Below are 22,177 nucleotides of genomic sequence, written 5' to 3'. Positions count from 1 at the left end.
TTAAAAGAGAGAGTGTGTTTGTAATGTTCCCCAAATAATAATGGCATAGCGAATCGCCTTCCCGACAGTCATCGACAGCGCAACCCCCCAGAGATTGGCCCTCATCATGCCCAGCACAATGCTGATGGCGCTTCCTAAGATGGGGATGAAGGCGAAGAAAGCCATCCACGCTCCTTCCCCGCGGACGAAACGCTCGGCCTTTTCCCGCTTTTGTTGGTTCACATGCAAGTATTTCTCTATCCACTCCGTTTTGCCCAGATGCCCTATCCAGTAACAAGTCATTCCTCCGCTGACATTCCCCAGCGTGGCAGCCGTTAAACAGGAGAGAGGAGACAGTTGCAACGGACCGATGCATGCGATGAGGACGGCTTCGGAGCTGAAAGGCACGACGCTTCCTGCAATAAACGAAGCGAGGAAGAGCCCCACATATCCCCAATCGGTGAGAAACGGCATTATCGCATCCATACATCAAATATAGCCCATAATACCAATAGGATTAACGTAACCGTCAACGCTATCGCGGAAAATCGGGTTTTCGACAGTACCAACCAATGACTCATCAGAAGAGAGACGATGATGAGTTGCATTGACAGTAACTGCTGAAAATGTTGCGGCTGGAAGTAACCCAAGGCATAGATACAAACCTCGATAAGGAGGAGGAAGGAATAATAGATCCGAATCTGCGTCTTGTCCTGATAGGAGACGAGCAGGTAATGAATGCTGCCGGTCAACGAAAAGAAAGTGACAATGGCGAAAGCAACGACGTGGTTGACGGAGATTCCGCCGTAATCGGGCGAAAGGACGGTGCATAACGATCGGAGCGACCCTGCGAACAGTTCCGGTTTGTCGGAAAGAAAAGCATATCCGAATAAAAACCAATACGGGAGTGCTGTTCCTGAAAGTGCGGCGAAAAACGTTTTCACCGTCAGGGAGCGGAAGCGCTTCATTCCGAATAAAAAGGGAAGGACGAAGTATAGTAACGGAGGGAAGACCATGCTGCCCGCACTCAGAAAGAAGAAAGAATTGAATGTATTCCCGATACTTTTCTCGTTCTCATAACTTGAGAAAAGCTGATGGATAGCCAAGATGAATGCCAACGGTACGAGGTTGATCGCCTTGAAAGGATGAAGGAACGAACAGATGGCCACGATGATCCAATACAGAGAAACCGGCAGGGCGGTTCTGGTCCTTATCAAACTGAATCTGGTATTCAGTTCTGTCAGGATGTAACCCACGAGCACATAGATCGACAGACTGCCCGCATAACCGATCGAATCGAAACGGACACTCCACAGTACGATGCACGAGAGAATGGCGACGAGAAAGGATAAATTTCCCGTCGTGACCTCGCGTTGATATCTTTTTCCTGCGGTCATCTTTTGCGGGCAAGTCACAGATCCGCTCCGATGTCGGAACGGAAGTATTTCTTTTCGAAGTTTATTTCCTTTGCTGCGGCGAAAGATCGTGCAGAGGCTTCCGTTTTGTCGGTTCCGTACGAACTGACGGCGATCACTCTGCCGCCGCTCGTCACCGTCTTCCCTTCTTTGAAGGAAGTGCCGGCGTGGAACGCGATGCTGTCCGTGAGCCGATCCAATCCGGTTATTTCGAAGCCTTTTTCGTACTGTTCGGGGTATCCGCCCGACACCAGCATTACGCAAACGACGGAACGGGAATCCGTCTCTAAAGACTTCGTCTCCAAGTCGCCGTGGGCTACCCCCTCGAACAGGTCGACCAGATCACTTTTGATGCGGAGCATGACCGATTCCGTCTCCGGGTCTCCCATTCTGACGTTGTATTCGATCACCATCGGATTGCCCTTCACATCGATGAGTCCGAAGAAGATGAATCCTCGGTAATCGATGCCTTCGTCGGAGAGACCTTTTACGGTGGGACGGATGATGCGGTCTTCTACCTTCTGCATCCATGTCTTGTCGGCGAAGGGGACGGGCGAAACGCTGCCCATCCCTCCCGTGTTCGGACCTTTGTCGCCTTCTCCTATCCGTTTGTAATCCTTTGCTTCAGGGAGGATCTGGTAGTGCTTGCCGTCGGTCAGAATGAAGACCGAACATTCCGTGCCGCTTAAGAATTCTTCGATAACTACCGTCGAAGAGGCAGTGCCGAACATGCCGCCGAGCATCTCTTTCAGTTCTTTTTTCGCCTCGTCGAGGGTCGGTAGGATCCGTACACCCTTTCCCGCCGCCAATCCGTCGGCTTTCAAGACGTAGGGAGGCGCCAGCGTTTCGAGAAAGGCGAATCCTTCTGCTATCGTTTCGGCGGTGAACGCCCGGTATTTGGCGGTAGGTATGCGGTGCCGATTCATGAAGCGCTTGGCGAATTCCTTACTCCCTTCCAACTGAGCGCCGGCCTGGGAGGGGCCGATCACGGGAATATGTCGCAACGCGTGATCGTTCCGAAAGAAATCGGTTATACCTTTTACCAAGGGAACTTCCGGCCCGACGACGACCATGTCGATACCCGAAGCGAGGACAAACCGTCTGATGGCCTCGAAGTCGTCGACCCCGACGGCTACGTTCTCGCCGACCGAAGCCGTTCCCGCATTGCCGGGAGCAATATATAGTTTTTCCGTTTTCGGACTTTGGGCTATTTTCCATGCCAGCGCATGTTCCCGCCCGCCGGAACCTAACAAAAGTAATTTCATGTTTATTTCATTTTAAATGTTCCTCGAAGTAGCGGGTGATGCGGGTGTACAGGTGCACCCTGTCGCGCCCGAACATGTTATGTCCGTCTCCCGGATAGACGAAGAAATCCGGTTGAACCTCCGCATCGATACACGCTCGAAGGAAAGTAATCGCATGCTGGGGCACGACGGTCGGATCGTTGGCTCCGATGATTATTTCCAACCGTCCCTTGAGATTTTGCGCACGAAGTTTCAGATTCGCCTTCTCATACCCTTCCGGATTCGTTTGGGGAGTATCCATGTAACGTTCCCCGTACATGACTTCGTAATATTGCCAGTCGATGACGGGGCCTCCGGCTACACCGACTTTAAACACGTCGTTGTAGGTAAGCATGAGGTTGGCGGTCATGAACCCGCCGAAACTCCATCCGTGAACTCCTATGCGGTCAGCATCCACATACGGCAATGATTTCAGGAAATCGACGCCTTTCATTTGATCTTTCATTTCTTCCGTACCGAGTTGGCGGAACGTGCAGTTCTCGAACTCCAAGCCGCGGTTTTCGCTTCCCCGGTTATCGACCGTCAGCATGACATAGCCCGACTGAGCCATGTAGATGTCCCATCCTCCGGCGCCGTAGTTGCGAACGTCGCGAATCAGTTGGGCATGGGGCCCGCCGTAAACGTATATCACGGCCGGATATTTCTTGGTGGGATCGAAGTTTACCGGCTTGACAAGCCGATAGTAGACCGGTGTTTTCCCGTCGGCTGCCTGCAGAGTACCCAAGGTGATCTCGGGCATATTGTATTCGTCCATCGGGTCGGAGGAAGTCAGCAAGTTCACGGATTTCTTTTTGCCGCTGACGGATACGAGGTCTATCCGACGGGGAATCTCATGGGATTGATAGTGATCGATCACATAGTCGCCTTCGGTCGATAACTTTACGTGGTGCACGCCTTCTCCCGCACCGATCAAACGCCTTTTTCCGTTCGTTATATCGACGGCGTAGGCGTTGCTTTGCAAGGGAGAGATTTCCGTCGTCATGACGATCGCTTCTTTCGTCTTGCTGTTGAATCCGACGATATCTTGGACCACCCAGTCGCCTTTGGTCAATTGTTTGATGCATTTTCCTGTCGTATCGTACAGGTATAAGTGATTGAATCCGTCTCTTTGACTTTGATAAATGAATTGATGCTGATTCCACGGTACGAATACGATCGGATGCAAGGGTTCCACATACTTGGGATGCGTTTCTTCTAACAAGACCGCTTCCTTTTCTCCCGAAACGGCGTCGTATCGGACCAATTGGGCCTGGTTCTGTTCCCTGTTCAGTTCGATGACGTAGAGGTGCAGCTCATCGGGACTCCATGCGAGATTGGTGAAGTAGCGGTCTGTCGGGTCGCCTGTTTGCAGATAGATCGTCTGTCGGGTCGCCGGGTTATAGATGCCGATAGTCACTTTGTGGCTCGTCATTCCGGCCATCGGATACTTGTCCGGCTCCAAGACGGCGATGCGCGCGGCGGTATTTACTTGAGGATAGTCCGTCACCATCGATTGGTCCATCCGGTAGAAAGCCAACAGCTTGCCTTTCGGGCTCCAGAACGTGCCCTTGTGGATGCCGAACTCGTTGCGGTGGACGCTTTGACCACACACGATGCCGTCGGGTTCTTTGGTCACCTGTTGTCGTTCACCTTCGCGCGTGGTGACGTACAGGTTATTGTCCAGGGTGTAAGCCAGCGCCCGGCTTGTGGGATTCCAGTCCTTATTCTTTGCTTTTTCGTCGATAGGTTGGTGCCATATTACCTCTTTTTTATCCAGATCGACAAGGATTTGGTTTTTAGGCTCGCTCAGCAGCATCAGTTTCTTCGTATATGGGAACGAGGCGTAGTGCAGTTGATGGGTTTTATCCAATCCGGCGGTTTCCAATATCCGGTTTACTTCGTCGACGGTGATGAATATGGTCTCTTTACCGTCTTTCGGGTCGATGGTCTTGATATCGTCCACGTCGCAATCCATCAGGCGGTTGTTCCACCATGTCAGTCCGTGGTTGTTTTGGGGGAGCAGGTTGTAAAAGTTTTTACCGCCCGGCAGCAGGTCTTCTAATGTAAAGCTTTTTTTCGTTTGCGCAAAAGCTGCAGCTGACACCATCGTTAATGAAGCTAATAAGTAAAGTGCTCTTTTCATTCGTTAATCCTGATTATTTCTTTTCCTCGTATATTGTGTTTCGGAAGGTCGGTTGGCCTTCTTCCCGTTCGCTCTTTCCATCCTCTTGCGTTCGGGGTACGACATCGGCTTTTCTCTTTTTCCTTCTTTTCTTTCTTCTTGCTGGGCTCTGTAGCTGGTGCGGCGTTCTTTGCCGAAGTCGTTCCGTTTCTCTCCTAAACGATGAGGGCGGAATGTGTTGCGGTTCGTTTTGAACTGCTTTTCCGGCCGACTCGAGCAGAACTCCGCGTATTTCCCGCTGAAGATTTGGTATTTGCGGAATTCGCAAGCCAACGCGCCGTTGTAGAGGGAGATACGGTCGGAAGGTTTCAGTCCGATTTCGTTGAAGCATTCTTCCTTGTAGCTTAGAATCCATGCGTCGTTTCCGACGAAGGCGTGCTTCAGCCGTTCGCCGATCATTTGGTACAGTCCTAACAGATCGTCCGAAGCGATCCGTTCTCCGTAGGGGGGATTGGTGATGATCAGGCTCTTTGCGGCCGGTTGTTCGAATTGTTGAAACGATTGGAGTTTCAGTGCGACGGCTTTGCTCAGGCCCGCTGCTTTGACGTTGTGCGTGGCCACGACGATGGCTTTCGGGTTGTTGTCGTATCCGTAAATGTGGTGGGCGAAGGCCCTCTCGGCGGAGTCATCGTTGTAGATCTCGTCGAACAGGTCTTGATCGAAATCGTTCCACTTCTCGAAAGCGAAACCTTTGCGAAAGATACCCGGCGCGATATTTTTAGCGATCAACGCCGCTTCGATGAGGATGGTGCCCGAGCCGCACATCGGATCGATCAAATCGCATTCGCCGCGCCAGCCGGTCATCAGGATCATCCCTGCCGCCAGTACTTCGTTCAGCGGAGCGTCGACCGATTTCTGGCGGTATCCGCGTCGATGCAACGATTCGCCCGAACTGTCTAACGATAGCGTGCAATCGTCTTCGGCGATGTGAATATGGATCAAGATATCCGGATTTGTCACGCTGACGGAAGGACGTTTTCCCGTCAGTTCGCAAAAATAATCGGCAATGGCATCCTTTACGCGATAGGCCACGAATTTGGAATGCCGGAAGTTTTCCGAGTATACTACCGCTTCCACGGCGAAGGTTCTTTCCGTATCGAGATAATCTTTCCACCGGACAGTTGTCTTTACCATCTCGTATACGTTGTCCGCATCGTTGGCCTGAAAATGTGTGATCGGTTTTAAAATCCGGATAGCGGTGCGCAAGCAGAAGTTTGCCTTATACAGCATGGCTTTATCACCGGTAAAGGAAACCATCCGTCTGCCTGTTCGTACGTTATGGGCTCCCAACTCCATGAGTTCTTTTGCCAATACCTCTTCCAATCCTTGAAAGGTTTTGGCTATAAGCTCGAATTCTTCGTTCATCGTCGATGATAATTACGTGATTACGGTATGTCGCTGCAAAGATAGTGTAATTTTGCTTATTCTCTGTGCGGAAATAGATAAAATAGGGAGGAGATTTTTCCGAATACCTGCTACTTCCGCTTCCGTTTTTAATGGTTGCTAAGTCAGTCAAAGGGTCCAAAATAACTTTTTGAAGCTTGCTAAGCCGGTCAAAGGCATTTTTTAAATGTTTCGAGGCTTTTGCCAGGGGATGGCCGTTGCGTCGTATCCGTTTGTCGCGTCATCCGAAGAAAAGGTATCCGATGAAGATAGCTGCGACGATGCCGGCAAAATCGGCGATCAAACCGCATGGGAGGGCGTGGCGTGTCTTGGCGATATTTACGCTCCCGAAATAAACGGCCAGGATGTAAAATGTCGTATCCGTAGAGCCTTGAAAGATGCACGAGAGGCGTCCGACAAACGAATCGGCCCCGTAGGTCGCCATCGCATCGAGCATCATGCCTCGGGCGCCGCTTCCGCTCAGGGGTTTCATTAAAGCGGTGGGAAGCGACGGCACGAAGTCGGTCGGCAGTCCGCAAAGGGCCGCGGCTTTGCCGATACCGTTTATGAAGTACTCCATCGCTCCCGAAGCGCGGAACACGGCAATGGCTACCAGTATGGCGATCAGATACGGAATAATGCGCACGGCTGTGTGGAAACCCTCTTTGGATCCTTCGATAAAGGTATCGTATAGATTGATTTTCCGGCGGATGCCGGCCAGGATAAAAGATACGATGATGGTAAAGAGCAGCAGATTGGCCGCCAATGTGGCGTAGGTGTTCAGATCGGTTTGCGAGAGCAGGGAACAGCCATAGACGAGCGCGGCGAAAAAGAGGCTCACTCCGCCTAAGAAAAGCAGCACTGTCCGGTTCAGTAGCTGAATCCTCTGGTAAATGCTCACCGCCACGATGCCCGCTAGTGTGGAAACGAATGTCGCCAACAGGATGGGGATGAAGATATCGGTCGGTTGGGCGGCACCCTGCTGGACCCGATAAACCATGATGCCGATAGGGACGAGGGTCAGTCCCGAAGTGTTCAGCACCAAGAACATGATCATGGCATTGCTGGCCGTCGTCTTGTTCGGGTTCAACGTTTGCAGGCCCTCCATCGCCTTCAGTCCCAGGGGCGTCGCCGCGTTGTCGAGCCCCAACATGTTGGCGGCGATGTTCATGAAAATACTTCCCATGACGGGATGACCTGGGGGGATCTCCGGAAAAAGTTTCGTGAACAGGGGGCTCAGCAGATGGGCGAACTTCCGGACGACTCCACCGCTTTCTCCTATCTTCATGATTCCCAACCATAACGACAGCACGCCAGTTAAACCCAGCGAGATTTCGAAAGCCGTCTTCGAAGCGCTGAAGGTAGCATTGATGATGTCGGTAAAGACTTGCATGTCGCCGAAGCACACCAGCCTGATCAGCGCTGCGATGAAAGCGATGAGGAAAAAAGCAATCCAGATGTAGTTGAGCGCCATAATGATGGTTTTTCGTTCCGTTTGGGCAAAAGTACGAATAATTCCGCTACTTTTGCAAAATGTTTTTCGCAAACCGTAAACGAAGAGGGCCTTTCTGTCGACAGGGTGGGGCTGTCGGAGGCTGGAGGCTTTCCCGATGGGTCGGCAATGAAAAAAAACGAAAATTGTCTTGAATGGAAAAAAACTCGTATCTTTACCACGAATTTGATATATTGTTATGGCTATAACCATTAAGCGGGTCTCGAATCGGAAAGAATTGAAAACGTTCATCCGGTTCAACTATGAATTGTATAAGCATAATCCTTATTCCGTACCGGATTTGTACGAAGACATGTTGCGTACTTACGATCCGAAGAAGAATGCAGCCTTCGAGTTCTGCGAGGCGGAGTATTTTCTGGCTTACGAGCATGATGTATTGGTCGGTCGGGTGGCCGCCATTATCAATAAACGGGCGAATGAGACGTGGAATAAGAAGGAAGTTCGTTTTGGCTGGATCGATTTCGTGGACGACAGGGCGGTTTCGGAGGCATTGCTCGATACCGTTGTCCGATGGGGCAAAGAAAGAGGCATGACTGCCATCGTCGGTCCGCTGGGATTTACCGATTTGGATGCCGAAGGGATGCTGATCGAGGGATTCGATCAACTGAGCACGATGGCGACCATTTACAATTATCCGTATTATCCGCGTCACATGGAAGCTTTAGGCTATGTGAAGGATGCGGATTGGGTGGAGTACAAAATTCTGGTTCCCGATCAGCTGCCGGAGAAACATCAACGGCTTTCGGAAATGCTCTTGCAGCGATATCGGTTGAAGATTAAAAAGCTTCGTAGCAGAAAAGAAATTCGAGAAGGGAATTACGGCCAGAAGATTTTCGACTTGATTAACGAAGCTTACGCTCCGCTCTACGGGTATTCCCAAATGACTCAGGGGCAGATCGATGAGTACGTGAAGACTTATTTGAATATCCTGGATTTGCAAATGGTCACGTTGGTAGAAAATGAGCACGGCGAGTTGATCGCCGTCGGTGTTTCGATGGCCTCTTTGTCGGAGGCCTTGCAGAAAGCTAAGGGAAAATTATTCCCTTTGGGCTGGTTCTACCTGTTGAAGGCCTTATTCCTTAAGCGTCCGACGACGCTGGATCTATTATTGGTTGCCGTCAAACCGGAATATCAGAGCAAGGGTGTCAATGCCTTGCTGTTTTACGATTTGATCCCCATCTACCAGAAGCTGGGGTTTAGGTACGGGGAAAGTAATCCCGAATTGGAGCAAAACACAAAAGTGCAGGCGCAGTGGGCCTATTTTGAACATATTCAGCACAAGCGCCGCCGCGCTTTTCGAAAAGATATTGGATGATAAGAAGAGACGATCATGATGAGGGAGAACGAAAAAGCCATGGACGAACATATCATCTACGATGATGACAATATCCGGCATCTGACCGATATGGAACATGTCAGGACACGTCCCGGCATGTATATCGGCAAGCTGGGTGACGGCTCGCATATGGAAGACGGTATTTATGTGCTGTTGAAAGAAGTCATCGATAACAGTATCGATGAATTCAAAATGAATGCCGGCAGTAAGATAGAAATTACCATCGAGGATAACCTTCGGGTCGGCGTCAGGGATTACGGTCGCGGGATTCCGCAGGGCAAGTTGACCGAAGCCGTCTCCGTGTTGAACACCGGGGCCAAGTATGACAGCAAGGCGTTTAAGAAAAGCGTCGGATTGAACGGGGTCGGCCTGAAAGCCGTCAATGCATTGAGTGCCGATTTCCTCGTTCGGAGTTATCGGGACGGAAAGGTGCGCGAACTTCGATTTGCAAAAGGCGAACTATGGGAAGACAAGTCTGAAGATGCCGCGGGGCAGACGGGCACGTATGTCTTTTTCGAACCGGACCAGACCTTGTTTGCCGGTTACAGCTATAATCCGGAGTTCGTGGAGACGATGCTTCGGAATTATACTTATCTCAATGCCGGTCTATCGATCATTTTCAACGGCAAAAAAATCGTTTCCCGCAACGGTTTGGCGGATATGCTGAACGATACGATGACCGAAACCGGCATCTATGATATCGTTCACTTGAAAGGAGAGGATATCGAAATAGCCTTTACGCATACGAATCAATATGGCGAAGAGTATTATTCGTTTGTCAACGGCCAGCATACCACGCAGGGAGGCACTCATCAAAGCGCCTTTAAAGAACATTTGGCCAGAACCGTTAAGGAATTCTTTAGTAAGAATTTGGATTACGCCGATATCCGCAACGGCTTGGTGGCGGCCATTGCCATCAACGTCCAGGAACCCCTGTTCGAAAGCCAGACGAAGATAAAGCTCGGCTCGACAAATATGGGCCCGGAAGGTCCTTCCGTGAATAAGTTTATCAGCGATTTCGTCAAGACGGAGGTGGATAATTTTTTGCATAAGCATCCCGATACGGCCGAAATCATGATGCAGAAGATACAGGCTTCGGAAAGAGAACGCAAAGCGATCGACGGCATCACGAAATTAGCTCGCGAGCGAGCGAAGAAAGCCAATCTCCATAACAGAAAACTTCGCGATTGTCGAGTGCATTTGAGCGATACTCGCGGCGGACAGCAGGAAGAAAGCTGCCTCTTCATTACAGAGGGCGATTCCGCCAGCGGCTCGATCACGAAGAGCAGAGACGTCAATACGCAAGCCGTATTCAGCTTGCGGGGCAAACCCCTGAATTCTTTCGGCCTGACCAAGAAAGTCGTCTACGAGAATGAAGAATTCAATTTGCTGCAAGCCGCATTGAATATTGAAGAAGGCTTGGAAGGCTTGCGCTATAACAAAGTGATCGTAGCTACCGATGCCGATGTGGACGGAATGCATATTCGCTTGCTGATGATCACTTTCTTTCTGCAATTCTTTCCGGATCTGATAAAGAAAGGGCACGTGTATATCTTGCAGACTCCTTTGTTTCGTATCAGAAATCGCAGGACGAAAATCAGGAACAAGAAAATCATCGCTGAAGTAGATGCGAAACGGGATACGAATGAAAAAAAGAGCGATTTTATCACGCTCTATTGTTATACCGAGGAAGAGCGTCAACGAGCGATCAAAAACCTTGGGCCGGATCCGGAAATTACCCGATTCAAAGGGTTGGGAGAAATCTCGCCGGACGAATTCAGGTTCTTTATCGGAAAAGATATCCGTCTGGAACAGGTTACTTTGCGCAGGACGGATCAGGTAAAAGAACTGCTGGAATTCTATATGGGAAAAAATACGATGGAACGCCAGGGATTCATCATCGATAATTTAGTCGTGGAAGAAGATCTGACGGAAGATTTGATCGAAGCATGAAAAGAGCATTGTTTACAGGGACATTCGATCCGTTTACCGTCGGGCACGAGTCGATAGTAAACCGGGCCTTGGCTTTTATGGATGAAATCGTCGTCAGTGTGATCGAACGTAACGTACATAAAGAAACTCTTTTTTCTGTCGAGCGGCGCGTTGACATGATTCGACGGGTATACGCCGATAACCCGCGTGTAAAGGTGATATCGTATGGAGGCTTGACGGTGGATTTCGCAAAGGAACAAAAGGCGGAATTTATCATTCGGGGAGTCCGATCGATCAAAGATTTTGAATACGAAAAAGAGATGGCGGATATGAATAAACGTTTGTCGGGCATTGAAACGATTCTGCTGCTTACGGAGCCGGATTTGGCTTGCGTCAGTTCTTCTGCCGTAAGAGAATTGTGGGTTTTCGGCAAAGATGTGACGGCATTCTTGCCGAAAGGCGTAAAATTAGATCGAAATGAAATGTAAGAGAAGAATAATATGGTGCCTGCTGGTTTCGTTGTGCTCCATCCACGCGATGAATGCCCAGAAACATTCTTTTTTGAATAAACCGTCGAATAAATTGCAGATGGCCGAGTATGCCATAGCGAATCTCTACGTCGATTCGGTCGATGAGGCGCAATTGGTCGACAGTGCCATCATCAAGATGCTGGAACAATTGGACCCGCATTCTACTTATTCCGACCCCCAAGAAGTAAGAGAACTGACGGAGCCCTTACAAGGAAAGTTCGATGGCATAGGTATACAGTTTAGCATGGTGGAAGATACGTTGCTGGTGATTCAGCCGATAGCGGGAGGGCCTTCTGAAAAAATAGGCATATTGGCGGGCGACCGGATTGTCACGGTGAACGACACGACGATAGCGGGCACGAAACTGCGAACTGAAAAGATTATGCGTAAACTCCGTGGCCCGAAAGGCACGAAAGTCAATGTGAAAGTCTTGCGCAGAGGAGTGGACGGATTGTTGGACTTTACGATCAAAAGGGACAAAATACCGGTTTATAGTATTGACGCTTCGTATCTTATCAACAAGAGAACAGGGTATGTCAAAATCAGTCGTTTTGCTGCCACCACGCATAAAGAGTTTCGGGAAGTCCTCCAACATTTGCAGAGAGAAGGGATGAAAGATCTGATACTGGACTTGCAAGGCAATGGAGGAGGCTATTTGGAAGCGGCCATCGATATGACGAATGAGTTTTTAGGAAAGAAAGAACTGATTGTCTATACCGAAGGGCGGAAGAATCCACGAAGCGAATTCCGCGCAAAAGGAACAGGCTTGTTGCAGAAGGGGAGATTGATTATACTGATCGACGAGTATACCGCTTCGGCGAGCGAAATAGTCACGGGTGCCGTTCAAGATTGGGATAGAGGAATTATCGTCGGGAGGAGGAGCTTCGGCAAAGGGTTGGTGCAACGACCTATCGATTTGCCGGACGGTTCAATGATTCGCTTAACGGTGGCTCGGTATTATACTCCATCCGGGCGTTGTATTCAAAAAACGTATGGCAAGAACCTGGCAGACTACAATGAAGAGTTGCTGAAACGGTATAACAGCGGCGAAATGATAAATGCAGACAGTATCCACTTTCCCGATTCGTTGAAGTATCAGACCTTGAAATTACGCCGTACCGTTTATGGCGGCGGTGGAATTATGCCCGACTACTTTGTTCCGGTGGATACGACCATGTATACCGCCTATCATCGCCGAATAGCGTTGAAAGGCGTCTTGTTGAGGTATCATTTTCAATTGATTGATGCCTACCGTAATGAATGGGTTGAAAAGTATAAGAAATTGGAAGATTTCAACCGCCGCTTCGAAATTACCGACGGCATGATCCGACAACTGATCGATTTGGCAAAGAAAGAGGGAATTACCTGTAAAAATGAAGACGAGTACCGAAAATCGCTCCCTTTGATGAAATTGCAGTTGAAAGCTTTAATAGCAAGAGATTTATGGAATACGAGCGAGTATTATCAGATAATCAACGAAGCTAATCTAAGCGTAAAGAAAGCATTGAATTTGCTGAAAGAAAAAGAGTTCGATCAACTCTTTATAAAAAATGACCGACCGGTTGGACGGTAAAAAGCGAAAGGAACTTTCAGCAATGGACAGTTATGAATAATAAATGTGAGAAAAGAAAGTCGTGTTCCCATCAAACAGAATTAAAGAAATATTTCTATAATTCCTTGCGTTATAGAGATCTTTCGTTTAATTTTGCGTTATTGATTCATAAGATGTGACTTGAGTTTAGTAATTTAATAATTCATAATTTAAATTCGATCATTTATGTGGTTAAGTAATTCATCTATTGGAAGGAAAGTGGTGATGAGCATAACAGGTCTCGCCCTTATCCTGTTTCTGACGTTTCACTTGTCGATGAATCTGGTAGCCTTGTTTTCCGGGAATGCCTACAATGCTATTTGCGGATTTTTGGGTGCCAATTGGTATGCATTGGTAGGGACGGTCGGATTGGCAGCATTAGCGGTGGTTCACATCATCTATGCTCTCTGGTTGACATGGCAGAACCGTGCCGCACGCGGGACAGACCGTTATGCCGTGACCGATCGGCCGAAATCGGTAGAATGGGCGTCACAAAACATGTTTGTGCTGGGAATTGTTATCGTGCTCGGACTGTTGCTCCACCTGTTCAATTTCTGGTATAACATGATGTTTGCGGAATTGATCGGCAATCCTCTTCTGGGAGGTTTGGATGCGACGGACGGTTACGGCTATATTCAGCAAACGTTCAGTTGCTGGCTCTATGTCGCATTGTATGTCGTTTGGTTAGTGGCTTTGTGGTTCCACTTGTCTCATGGATTCTGGAGCGCGATGCATACGCTCGGTTGGAACAATCAGATTTGGATGAAACGGTGGGAAGTTATCGGGAAAATTTATACCACTTTGCTTATTTTAGGCTTTATAATCGTTGTGCTTGTATTCTACTTCGAGTCTTTTTGAAGACTTGACCCGTTGAATTTTTTAATCGATAAAATCGTAAAAATATGACTACTATAAATTCAAAAATACCTGAAGGTCCCTTGGCTGAGAAATGGACTAACTATAAAGCTCATCAGAAATTAGTAAATCCTGCTAATAAACGTCGTTTAGATATCATTATCGTCGGAACGGGATTGGCAGGCGCATCCGCAGCAGCTTCTCTGGGAGCGCAAGGCTTTAATGTTTTGAACTTCTGCATTCAGGATTCTCCTCGCCGCGCTCATTCTATTGCGGCGCAAGGAGGGATTAACGCTGCCAAAAATTATCAAAACGACGGAGATTCTGTCTATCGGTTGTTCTATGATACCATCAAAGGCGGCGACTATCGTTCCCGCGAAGCGAATGTGTATCGGTTGGCTGAAGTCTCGGCCGCTATCATCGACCAATGTGTGGCACAAGGCGTTCCGTTCGCTCGTGAATATGGCGGGACGTTAGCGAATCGTTCGTTCGGCGGCGTACAGGTCTCGCGTACATTTTACGCCCGCGGACAAACCGGACAACAGTTGCTGTTGGGGGCTTATTCCGCTTTGAGTCGGCAGGTCCATCTCGGTACGGTGAAGTTGTATACCCGCTACGAGATGTTGGACGTGGTGCTCATTCGGGATAAGGAGGGAGTTGAACGTGCTCGCGGCATCATTGCCCGCAATTTGGTGACAGGCAAGATCGAGCGCTTTGCCGCTCATGCCGTTGTCATCGGTACGGGCGGTTATGGAAACGCCTACTTTCTCTCCACCAATGCGATGGCTTCGAACGGCTCTGCCGCCATGCAATGTTACCGGAAAGGCGCATGGTTTGCCGATCCCTGCTTTGCTCAGATTCATCCGACTTGTATTCCTGTCCACGGCGATAAGCAATCCAAATTAACCCTGATGTCGGAATCACTTCGTAATGACGGCCGAATCTGGGTGCCCAAGAAGCTCGAAGATGCAAAAAAATTACAAGCGGGCACCTTGGATCCCAATGACATCCCCGACGAGGACCGCGATTTCTATTTGGAGCGGCGCTATCCAGCATTCGGTAACCTGGTTCCTCGCGATGTGGCGTCTCGTGCTGCAAAGGAACGTTGCGACAAGGGTTTCGGCGTGAATAACACGGGGTTAGCGGTATTCCTGGATTTCAAATACGCGATAGCCCGTTTGGGCGTAGACGTCGTGAAACAGCGCTATGGAAACCTGTTCGATATGTACGAGGAGATTACCGATGTGAATCCCTATCATAATCCGATGATGATCTTCCCGGCCATTCACTATACGATGGGCGGTATTTGGGTGGACTATGAATTGATGACGTCCATAAAAGGTTTATTTGCTATCGGCGAAGCCAATTTCTCGGATCACGGAGCGAATCGGTTAGGCGCTTCCGCTTTGATGCAAGGACTGGCCGACGGTTACTTTATTCTGCCTTATACCATTCAAAACTATCTGTCCGATCAGATTCAGGTTCCGCGCTTCTCTGTCGAACTACCTGAATTCGAGGAAGCGGAGAAAGCCGTTAAGGATAAGATTCAGAAGTTAATGAACATCAAGGGCACGCGCTCGGTCGATTCTATTCACAAGGAACTGGGGCATGTCATGTGGGAATACGTCGGGATGGGACGTACGAAAGAGTCTCTGACTACTGCTTTGGCTAAGTTGAAAGACATAAGAAAGATATTCTGGAACGATCTCCGTGTTCCAGGTAATGCCGAAGACCTGAATGTCGAACTCGAAAAGGCTATTCGTTTGGCCGACTTTATCGAAATCGGCGAATTGATGGCTTACGACGCTTTGAATCGGGAAGAATCTTGCGGCGGACATTTCCGGGAAGAGCATCAGACGCCGGAAGGCGAAGCCGAACGCGACGATGCCAATTTCTCTTACGTTGCTTGTTGGAAATACAAAGGCGAAGGTGTAGAACCGGAATTGATGAAGGAAGATTTGAACTATCAGTATATCAAGGTTCAAACTCGTAACTATAAGTCTTAATCATTTAATCGAATAGAAATCATGGATAAAAATATAAGTTTTACGCTTAAAGTTTGGCGACAAAGAGGTCCGAAGGAAAAAGGGCACTTTGATACGTTCCAAATGAAAGACATCCCCGGTGATACCTCTTTCCTGGAGATGATGGATATCTTAAACCAGCAGCTTGTGGACGAAGGTAAGGAACCGATCGTATTCGATCATGATTGCCGCGAGGGCATCTGCGGCATGTGTTCCATGTATATCAATGGCCATCCGCATGGTCCGGCAACCGGTGCCACGACCTGTCAGATTTATATGCGTCGCTTCAACGACGGCGATACGATTACCGTAGAACCATGGCGTTCGGCAGGTTTCCCTGTTATCCGCGACCTGATGGTCGACCGTACGGCCTACGATAAGATTATGCAAGCCGGTGGCTATATTTCTGTGAATACGGGCGGTGTTCCGGATGCCAATGCCATTCCTATTCCCAAGAAGGATGCCGATGAGGCGATGGATGCAGCGGCCTGCATCGGTTGCGGTGCCTGTGTAGCCGCTTGTAAAAACGGTTCGGCCATGCTTTTTGTCTCGGCTAAAGTCAGCCAGCTGGCATTGCTTCCGCAAGGAAAGATAGAGGCGCCGCGTCGCGCTAAAGCCATGTTGGCCAAGATGGACGAATTGGGTTTCGGTAACTGTACGAATACCCGTGCCTGCGAGGCGGAATGTCCCAAAAATGTTTCCGTCAGCAATATCGCTCGGTTGAACCGCGAATTTATTTGCGCCAAGCTGAAAGATTAATCTACGAAGATCCTTGGGAACGAGAAAGTGTGTCGACAATAGGCACACTTTCCTGTTTTATTAGGTGGCACGGGGCAAGAGGTATTCTGTCTTCGAAGGCTTACGGCGAAATTACCGATCGCCGGCATTAGTGTCGGATGGCTTTCGTTTTGATAAGTAAAAACCTTGTTTTCGTGAAATAATATTAATATAGCCGTTTTTTCTGGTTCTTTTTTTGTAGAGAGCACGGAAGAAGCTTACATTTGTATTGTGATTTTTTTCATAGTATTAGATTTAAGGTTAACAAAGGTTGGAGTACAGCGGTACTCCATTTTTTATGTATCGCTTTAAACGGAGAAGGCTCGGTTGCCCGGCTTTCTTTTAATTTCTTCCGAAAGAACTAATTTGTATAATTTGTCGCTGGGGCGGATCTTTTCCGGAACTTTAAAGGAAACGTGTTCTCCTTTATGAACCGTTTGGACGGGTTTTAAATCGACGCGGGCTTCTTCCAGAGTAAGGAAGATCGCCCCGCTTGTCGGGCCGGTGATCAACAGTTTATCGCCTATTTTCATTTCGGCTGCTTCGACAATGAATTCTGCTACGCCGATATTCGAGAAATATTTCACTCCCGAACCGACGTAGACTTTGCGCTCCGTAGCTTCCGAGCCGTAATTCTCGCTCCATTCCCCCAAGCGTTGTCCTAAATAGTAACCGTTCCAAAACCCTCGATTGAAAACCGTTTTCAGCCGCTCGTCCCAAGCCGATTTTTTTTCTTCCGTAAAGGTGTTCTCAAGGTAAGATTCGATGGCTTCCTTATAACATTCCACCACGGTGCGTACGTACTCCGGGCTACGTGCGCGACCTTCGATCTTGAACACCCGGACGCCTGCCTCTATCATCTCGTCCATAAATCTGATGGTCTTCAAATCTTTGGGAGACATGATATATTGGTTGTCCACATCCAGTTCGATGTCGCTTTCGCGATCCTTCACTGTATAAGCCCGTCGGCAAACCTGCATGCAAGCTCCGCGATTAGCCGACGCGTTGAGGTTGTGCAAGCTCAAATAACATTTCCCGGAGATGGCCATACATAGCGCGCCGTGACAGAACATCTCTATTCGGATCAATTCTCCCTTCGGGCCGCGGATCTGTTCTTTCCGGATGGTATCGTATATCGTTTTGACTTGCCTGAGGTTCAACTCGCGCGCCAAGACGACGACATCGGCAAAACGTGCATAGAACTTCAATGCTTCGGTGTTGCTGATATTCAGTTGGGTGGACAGGTGCACCTCTTGTCCCACTTCGTAACAATAATTCATGACGGCGATATCGCAGGCAATCACAGCGCTGATATGTGCCGCTTTCGCCGTATCGACGATCTTTCGCATGAGTGCGATGTCCTCATCGTAAATAATCGTGTTGACCGTAAGATAACTCTTGACGGCATGGGCAGCGCAAATCTCGGTTATTTCTTTCAAGTCGTCGAGAGTGAAAGTATGGGTGGAATGAGCGCGCATGTTCAAGCTCTCGATACCGAAGTAGATCGAGTCGGCGCCGGCCTGAATCGCTGCGGCGAGCGATTCCCGCGAGCCGATAGGTGCCATGATCTCAAAGTCTTTTATACGGTCGTTCATTGTTTTTATTCTGATCCACATGCAAAGGTAGGAGTTTTTCCGTACTTTTGCAGGGAGGAAAGGACAAAAGAATGAAAATCAAAGATATCGACTTGGGTCCATATCCGGTATGCTTGGCACCGATGGAAGATGTGACCGATCCGGCTTTCAGATTGATGTGCAAGCGCTTCGGGGCGGACTTGGTATATACGGAGTTTATTTCGTCGGATGCGCTGATCCGGTCGGTAGAAAAGACTCTGCGGAAGTTGCATATCAATGACGAAGAGCGTCCTGTGGCCATTCAGATCTACGGGAAAGATACGGAAACCATGGTCGAAGCGGCCAAGATGGTGGAAGAAGCGAACCCCGACATCCTGGATCTGAATTTCGGTTGTCCGGTGAAACGCGTGGCGAGGAAAGGAGCTGGAGCCGGCATGTTACAGCATGTTCCCAAGATGTTGGAGATGACCGGAGCCGTTGTGAAAGCAGTGAACCTGCCCGTTACGGTAAAAACACGTTTAGGATGGGATGATGAACATAGAATCATAGTAGATTTGGCCGAACGATTGCAAGACTGCGGCATAGCGGCTTTGACCGTTCATGGAAGAACGAGAGCGCAGATGTATAGAGGCGAAGCGGACTGGACCTGGATCAGTAAGGTAAAGGAAAACCCCCGCCTGTACATTCCCGTCATAGGCAACGGAGATATCGCAACCCCTCAGCGGGCGAGAGAATGTTTTGACAGATACAACGTAGATGCCATCATGATCGGGCGAGCCAGCTTCGGACGCCCGTGGATATTTAAGGAGGTGAAACATTTTTTGCAGACGGGCGAAGAACTGCCATCCTTATCTTTCGAGTGGCGACTCGATGTATTGCGCCAAGAGATTGCCGAGAGCGTGGACTTATTGGGCGAGCGGAGAGGCATTTTGCATGTTCGTCGCCATTTAGCGGCTTCGCCTTTATTTAAAGGAATTCCTAACTTTCGGGATACGCGGATCAAGATGTTACGCGCAGAGACGGTCGATGAATTGTTTGCCGTCCTCGACGATGTTAACCGGCAATCTCCCGACTTACTGAAAACCGATGCGATATGATCTTTGTAATCTCATGGAGAGGGAGAAAGTGTCGATCATCCGGAGATCTTCTATTTAGAAAGTAATCTTTTGCTGAGATACCGTATCGGATACCATACGGCAATAAATCCGACGAACAATACGGTTGCAAGCACTAAGACGACGTCAGTCGAATGGACGCTGACGGGATAAGCGTCGACGACGAATCCTGCCGAGCTTCCATCTCCTAAGGAAAGAAGGCCGAATGCTTGTTGAAGGAAACAAAGCGTTAAACCTAAAACAACCCCGATGATCGCTCCGAAGAGCAAAATCAAACGCCCTTCGAACAGGAATATCCGGGTGATGAGTTTGTCGTTGGCTCCGAGATTGCGCAAGGTGATGACGTCCGCTTTTTTATCGATGATCAGCATTGAAAGAGAACCGATGATATTGAAGCATGCGATAACCAAGATGAACGTCAGGAAAAGATAAGAAATCAACTTTTCTACTTCCATGATGCGGAACGTATCAGCTTGCTGTTCATAGCGATCCTGAACGATGAAGTCACTTCCCAAAAGCCGTTGTATCTTTCTTTTCGCTTGACGTACGTGGACGTTCTCTTTTAGCCGGATCGCGACGGAACTCACTTCCTTATCGTATTGAAAAAGTTGCCGGGCGAACTGCAGCGAAGTAAGAATGTAGGAAGCGTCGTATTTCTGCTGGTTTACGGCAAAGATTAATCCGGACGAAAATAAGCGTTCTGTCATAAAACCGGCGGAAGGATTGGCTACATTGATTTTGCTTCCGCGTTTGGGAGCGTAGACCGTAAGCGGATCGAGGAAATGGATGCCGGTATTTAAAGAGGAGATCAATTCTACTCCGGGAATTGCATAGTTTGCCACGTCGTCGTGAAGCACCGGCTCTCCCTTTCCGAATAGGATGCTGTCGATGGGAGCTACTTCTTCGTAGTTGTCTTCTACTCCTTTTATGACCGCCATTGTCTGACGATCCTTGTATTGCACCATTGCATTTTCTTCGAGCACTTTAGAGAGTACAGCGATTTCCGGCAACTCTCGGAGGGATTGAATGCGCGGATCTTCGCCGTCGAATACTTTTCCCGTTGCAACGCAGACTTTCAGTTCGGGATCGAAAGCCGTAAAGAACGTGGCGACCAAATCGCGAAAGCCGTTAAAAACGGATAAGGTGCATATCAATGCCACGGTGGCCAGCGCGACTCCGCAAACGGAAATGCCCGAAATCACATTGATAGCGTTGTGCGATTTTTTGGAAAGCAGATAACGTCTGGCAATGTAGAAGGAGACATTCACTGCGGTTTACTTTTTCAAGAGTTCGTCGATGTGCTCGAGTTTATCCAGTGATTCATCCAAAAAGAACTTCAGTTCCGGTATGATCCGTAACTGAAAACGGACACGAGTACCCAGCTCGTACCGTATCGACCGTACATTATCGGTTACGTGCTGAATGATTTCCTGTCCGCGTTCCGAAGGGAAAACGCTCAGATAAGCCTTGGCCACGCTCAAGTCGGCGCTTACGCGTACTTCCGTTACGGTGATGATGATGTGCTTCATCGATTTGGCTTGTATCAAGAAGATGTTGCCGAGTTCTTTCTGCAATAATCGAGCAATTTTATTTTGTCTTTTCGAATCCATATCGTTACTTTTTTCGGATGATGGTCAAACCGTCGCGCAGAGGAAGGATTACCTTTTCCACCCGCTGGTCGGCCGCCACCCGGTCGTTGAATTTTCTAATGCCTGAAGTTTGTGGGTCGTTTTTTGCCGGTTCTGTCAGTATATGGCCGTCCCATAATGTGTTATCGGCGAAGATAAAGCCGCCGGCTCTCAATTTTTTCAACACCAATTCATAATAATCCTCATAGTTACGTTTGTTTCCGTCGATGAAAGCCATATCGAAGACGATATTCATGTCGGGCAGCAACGTCAATACGTCGCCCATGTAAAGGGTTATCCTGTCTGCGTACGCAGACCGTTCGAGCCAAGGGCGAGTAAATTCTTCCTGTTCGTCATTGATTTCGAACGTATGCAGCATCGCTCCCTCTTTCAAGCCCTCTGCCATGCAAAGCGCGGAGTAACCGCTGTAGGTGCCGATTTCTAACACCTGACGAGGACGGATCATCTCCACAAACATCTTGAGCATTCGACCTTGCAAATGGCCGGAAGCCATCCGCGGACGCAGGAGTTTCAGATGAGTAGCCCGATACAACGCATTTAGATAATCGTCTTCCCGATCGATATGCGAAAGGATGTAGTCGTCTATCGGATCGGTTTCTTTCATCGTTGTCGAACTTCTGCTCTCTTTAACAAAGCCTCCACGCCTAAGCGGTAGGAATCTAATCCGAAACCGCAGATCACGCCCAGACACGCACAGGAAATCAGGGAGGTATGTCGGTATTCTTCCCGTCGATAGACATTCGAAATATGCACCTCAACCACTGGCGCTGGGATAGCCCGAATCGTGTCCTGCAACGCAATGGAAGTGTGCGTGTATGCGCCGGCGTTTAAGACGATCCCCTTGGAAGCGAAGCCTGCTTCCTGCAACTTGTCGATCATTGCACCTTCGAAGTTCGATTGAAAGGCATCCAATTCGATTTGAGGATAAGCTTTCCGCAGTTCGTTCAGGTAGTCATCGAACGATCTGCTGCCGTAAATGCCGGGTTCCCGTTTTCCCAGCAAGTTGATGTTCGGACCGTTAATAATTTGAATCTTCATC

Annotated in this window: 19 protein-coding genes; 8 read left to right on the top strand and 11 right to left on the bottom strand. The window is 48.9% G+C overall.

The features are described 5' to 3' along the window. The 6 genes from BN102_RS01720 to BN102_RS01695 form a co-directional block, all read right to left on the bottom strand. On the bottom strand, positions 1–465 hold the full coding sequence (locus tag BN102_RS01720; protein ID WP_035455436.1) for a YqaA family protein: 465 nt from the start codon (positions 463–465) through the stop codon (positions 1–3). Then, on the bottom strand, positions 453–1,376 hold the full coding sequence (locus BN102_RS01715) for a hypothetical protein (protein WP_019207330.1): 924 nt from the start codon (positions 1,374–1,376) through the stop codon (positions 453–455). The genes BN102_RS01720 and BN102_RS01715 overlap by 13 nt, the downstream gene beginning before the upstream one ends. Before the next feature lie 14 nt (positions 1,377–1,390). Continuing rightward, on the bottom strand, positions 1,391–2,659 hold the full coding sequence (purD, locus tag BN102_RS01710) for a phosphoribosylamine--glycine ligase (protein WP_019207329.1): 1,269 nt from the start codon (positions 2,657–2,659) through the stop codon (positions 1,391–1,393). Positions 2,660–2,666: 7 nt separating this feature from the next. After that, positions 2,667–4,820, bottom strand: coding sequence for a S9 family peptidase (locus BN102_RS01705; RefSeq protein WP_036786926.1), 2,154 nt, complete (start codon positions 4,818–4,820; stop codon positions 2,667–2,669). A 3-nt stretch (positions 4,821–4,823) separates the two neighbouring features. Next, the gene (locus BN102_RS01700) at positions 4,824–6,224 is read right to left on the bottom strand and encodes a THUMP domain-containing class I SAM-dependent RNA methyltransferase (RefSeq protein ID WP_019207327.1); all 1,401 of its coding nucleotides are present in this window, start codon (positions 6,222–6,224) and stop codon (positions 4,824–4,826) included. A gap of 259 nt (positions 6,225–6,483) precedes the next feature. Further along, positions 6,484–7,716, bottom strand: a complete 1,233-nt coding sequence (locus BN102_RS01695) for a spore maturation protein (protein WP_019207326.1) — start codon at positions 7,714–7,716, stop codon at positions 6,484–6,486. Between the two features lie 217 nt (positions 7,717–7,933). Here BN102_RS01695 and BN102_RS01685 point away from each other — a divergent pair, with 217 nt between their 5' ends. The 7 genes from BN102_RS01685 to BN102_RS01655 all read left to right on the top strand — a co-directional run bounded on the left by BN102_RS01685 (position 7,934) and on the right by BN102_RS01655 (position 16,782). Next, positions 7,934–9,070 (top strand): hypothetical protein, encoded by a 1,137-nt coding sequence (locus BN102_RS01685; RefSeq protein WP_019207324.1) that lies wholly within the window; start codon positions 7,934–7,936, stop codon positions 9,068–9,070. Between the two features lie 15 nt (positions 9,071–9,085). Then, entirely contained in the window at positions 9,086–11,044 is a 1,959-nt protein-coding gene (locus tag BN102_RS01680; RefSeq protein ID WP_019207323.1) for a DNA topoisomerase IV subunit B, read from the top strand. After that, positions 11,041–11,511 (top strand): pantetheine-phosphate adenylyltransferase, encoded by a 471-nt coding sequence (gene coaD / locus BN102_RS01675; protein WP_019207322.1) that lies wholly within the window; start codon positions 11,041–11,043, stop codon positions 11,509–11,511. The genes BN102_RS01680 and coaD overlap by 4 nt, the downstream gene beginning before the upstream one ends. Continuing rightward, positions 11,501–13,126: a S41 family peptidase gene (locus BN102_RS01670; RefSeq protein WP_051007700.1), complete on the top strand. Its 1,626-nt coding sequence runs from the start codon at positions 11,501–11,503 to the stop codon at positions 13,124–13,126. Before coaD ends, BN102_RS01670 begins: the two co-directional genes overlap by 11 nt. Positions 13,127–13,330: 204 nt before the next feature. Beyond that, positions 13,331–14,002, top strand: coding sequence for a succinate dehydrogenase cytochrome b subunit (locus BN102_RS01665; protein WP_021312039.1), 672 nt, complete (start codon positions 13,331–13,333; stop codon positions 14,000–14,002). A gap of 44 nt (positions 14,003–14,046) precedes the next feature. Further along, positions 14,047–16,005, top strand: a complete 1,959-nt coding sequence (locus tag BN102_RS01660) for a fumarate reductase/succinate dehydrogenase flavoprotein subunit (RefSeq protein ID WP_019207319.1) — start codon at positions 14,047–14,049, stop codon at positions 16,003–16,005. Positions 16,006–16,026: 21 nt separating this feature from the next. Further along, complete coding sequence (locus BN102_RS01655) at positions 16,027–16,782, top strand: succinate dehydrogenase/fumarate reductase iron-sulfur subunit (protein ID WP_019207318.1); 756 nt, start codon at positions 16,027–16,029, stop codon at positions 16,780–16,782. A gap of 326 nt (positions 16,783–17,108) precedes the next feature. Here BN102_RS01655 and BN102_RS01650 read toward each other — a convergent pair whose 3' ends face one another. Further along, positions 17,109–18,395, bottom strand: a complete 1,287-nt coding sequence (locus BN102_RS01650) for a peptidase U32 family protein (protein WP_019207317.1) — start codon at positions 18,393–18,395, stop codon at positions 17,109–17,111. A gap of 71 nt (positions 18,396–18,466) precedes the next feature. Between BN102_RS01650 and dusB the strand changes: the two genes are divergently transcribed. After that, positions 18,467–19,471, top strand: a complete 1,005-nt coding sequence (dusB, locus tag BN102_RS01645; protein WP_019207316.1) for a tRNA dihydrouridine synthase DusB — start codon at positions 18,467–18,469, stop codon at positions 19,469–19,471. Positions 19,472–19,521: 50 nt separating this feature from the next. On the opposite strand, the gene BN102_RS01640 is transcribed toward dusB, so the two are convergent. From BN102_RS01640 to aroQ, 4 genes are read right to left on the bottom strand one after another with little or no spacing between them, the layout of a single operon-like run. Beyond that, positions 19,522–20,757 (bottom strand): FtsX-like permease family protein, encoded by a 1,236-nt coding sequence (locus BN102_RS01640; protein WP_019207315.1) that lies wholly within the window; start codon positions 20,755–20,757, stop codon positions 19,522–19,524. 6 nt (positions 20,758–20,763) lie between these two features. Then, positions 20,764–21,099, bottom strand: coding sequence for a 30S ribosome-binding factor RbfA (gene rbfA, locus BN102_RS01635; RefSeq protein ID WP_019207314.1), 336 nt, complete (start codon positions 21,097–21,099; stop codon positions 20,764–20,766). Between the two features lie 4 nt (positions 21,100–21,103). Beyond that, entirely contained in the window at positions 21,104–21,742 is a 639-nt protein-coding gene (locus BN102_RS01630) for an O-methyltransferase (protein WP_019207313.1), read from the bottom strand. Continuing rightward, a complete protein-coding gene (gene aroQ, locus BN102_RS01625; protein WP_021312044.1) occupies positions 21,739–22,176 on the bottom strand; it encodes a type II 3-dehydroquinate dehydratase in 438 nt (145 codons plus the stop codon). Before aroQ ends, BN102_RS01630 begins: the two co-directional genes overlap by 4 nt. Position 22,177 lies beyond the last annotated feature (1 nt).

The organism is Phocaeicola abscessus CCUG 55929 (genome assembly GCF_000312445.1).
GTDB lineage: Bacteria > Bacteroidota > Bacteroidia > Bacteroidales > Bacteroidaceae > Phocaeicola > Phocaeicola abscessus.
The sequence above is the reverse complement of the archived record's forward strand: the minus strand, read 5'-3'. Positions and strand labels throughout refer to the sequence as shown.

Coding starts and splice junctions, on each gene's coding strand:
- purD (WP_019207329.1), bottom strand. CDS start 2,659: ATGAAATTACTTTTGTTAGGTTCCGGCGGGCGGGAACATGCGCTGGCA.
- dusB (WP_019207316.1), top strand. CDS start 18,467: ATGAAAATCAAAGATATCGACTTGGGTCCATATCCGGTATGCTTGGCA.
- BN102_RS01695 (WP_019207326.1), bottom strand. CDS start 7,716: ATGGCGCTCAACTACATCTGGATTGCTTTTTTCCTCATCGCTTTCATC.
- aroQ (WP_021312044.1), bottom strand. CDS start 22,176: ATGAAGATTCAAATTATTAACGGTCCGAACATCAACTTGCTGGGAAAA.
- BN102_RS01680 (WP_019207323.1), top strand. CDS start 9,086: ATGATGAGGGAGAACGAAAAAGCCATGGACGAACATATCATCTACGAT.
- BN102_RS01715 (WP_019207330.1), bottom strand. CDS start 1,376: ATGACCGCAGGAAAAAGATATCAACGCGAGGTCACGACGGGAAATTTA.
- BN102_RS01700 (WP_019207327.1), bottom strand. CDS start 6,224: ATGAACGAAGAATTCGAGCTTATAGCCAAAACCTTTCAAGGATTGGAA.
- BN102_RS01650 (WP_019207317.1), bottom strand. CDS start 18,395: ATGAACGACCGTATAAAAGACTTTGAGATCATGGCACCTATCGGCTCG.
- BN102_RS01705 (WP_036786926.1), bottom strand. CDS start 4,820: ATGAAAAGAGCACTTTACTTATTAGCTTCATTAACGATGGTGTCAGCT.
- BN102_RS01685 (WP_019207324.1), top strand. CDS start 7,934: ATGGCTATAACCATTAAGCGGGTCTCGAATCGGAAAGAATTGAAAACG.
- rbfA (WP_019207314.1), bottom strand. CDS start 21,099: ATGGATTCGAAAAGACAAAATAAAATTGCTCGATTATTGCAGAAAGAA.
- BN102_RS01660 (WP_019207319.1), top strand. CDS start 14,047: ATGACTACTATAAATTCAAAAATACCTGAAGGTCCCTTGGCTGAGAAA.
- BN102_RS01665 (WP_021312039.1), top strand. CDS start 13,331: ATGTGGTTAAGTAATTCATCTATTGGAAGGAAAGTGGTGATGAGCATA.
- coaD (WP_019207322.1), top strand. CDS start 11,041: ATGAAAAGAGCATTGTTTACAGGGACATTCGATCCGTTTACCGTCGGG.
- BN102_RS01630 (WP_019207313.1), bottom strand. CDS start 21,742: ATGAAAGAAACCGATCCGATAGACGACTACATCCTTTCGCATATCGAT.
- BN102_RS01720 (WP_035455436.1), bottom strand. CDS start 465: ATGGATGCGATAATGCCGTTTCTCACCGATTGGGGATATGTGGGGCTC.
- BN102_RS01670 (WP_051007700.1), top strand. CDS start 11,501: ATGAAATGTAAGAGAAGAATAATATGGTGCCTGCTGGTTTCGTTGTGC.
- BN102_RS01655 (WP_019207318.1), top strand. CDS start 16,027: ATGGATAAAAATATAAGTTTTACGCTTAAAGTTTGGCGACAAAGAGGT.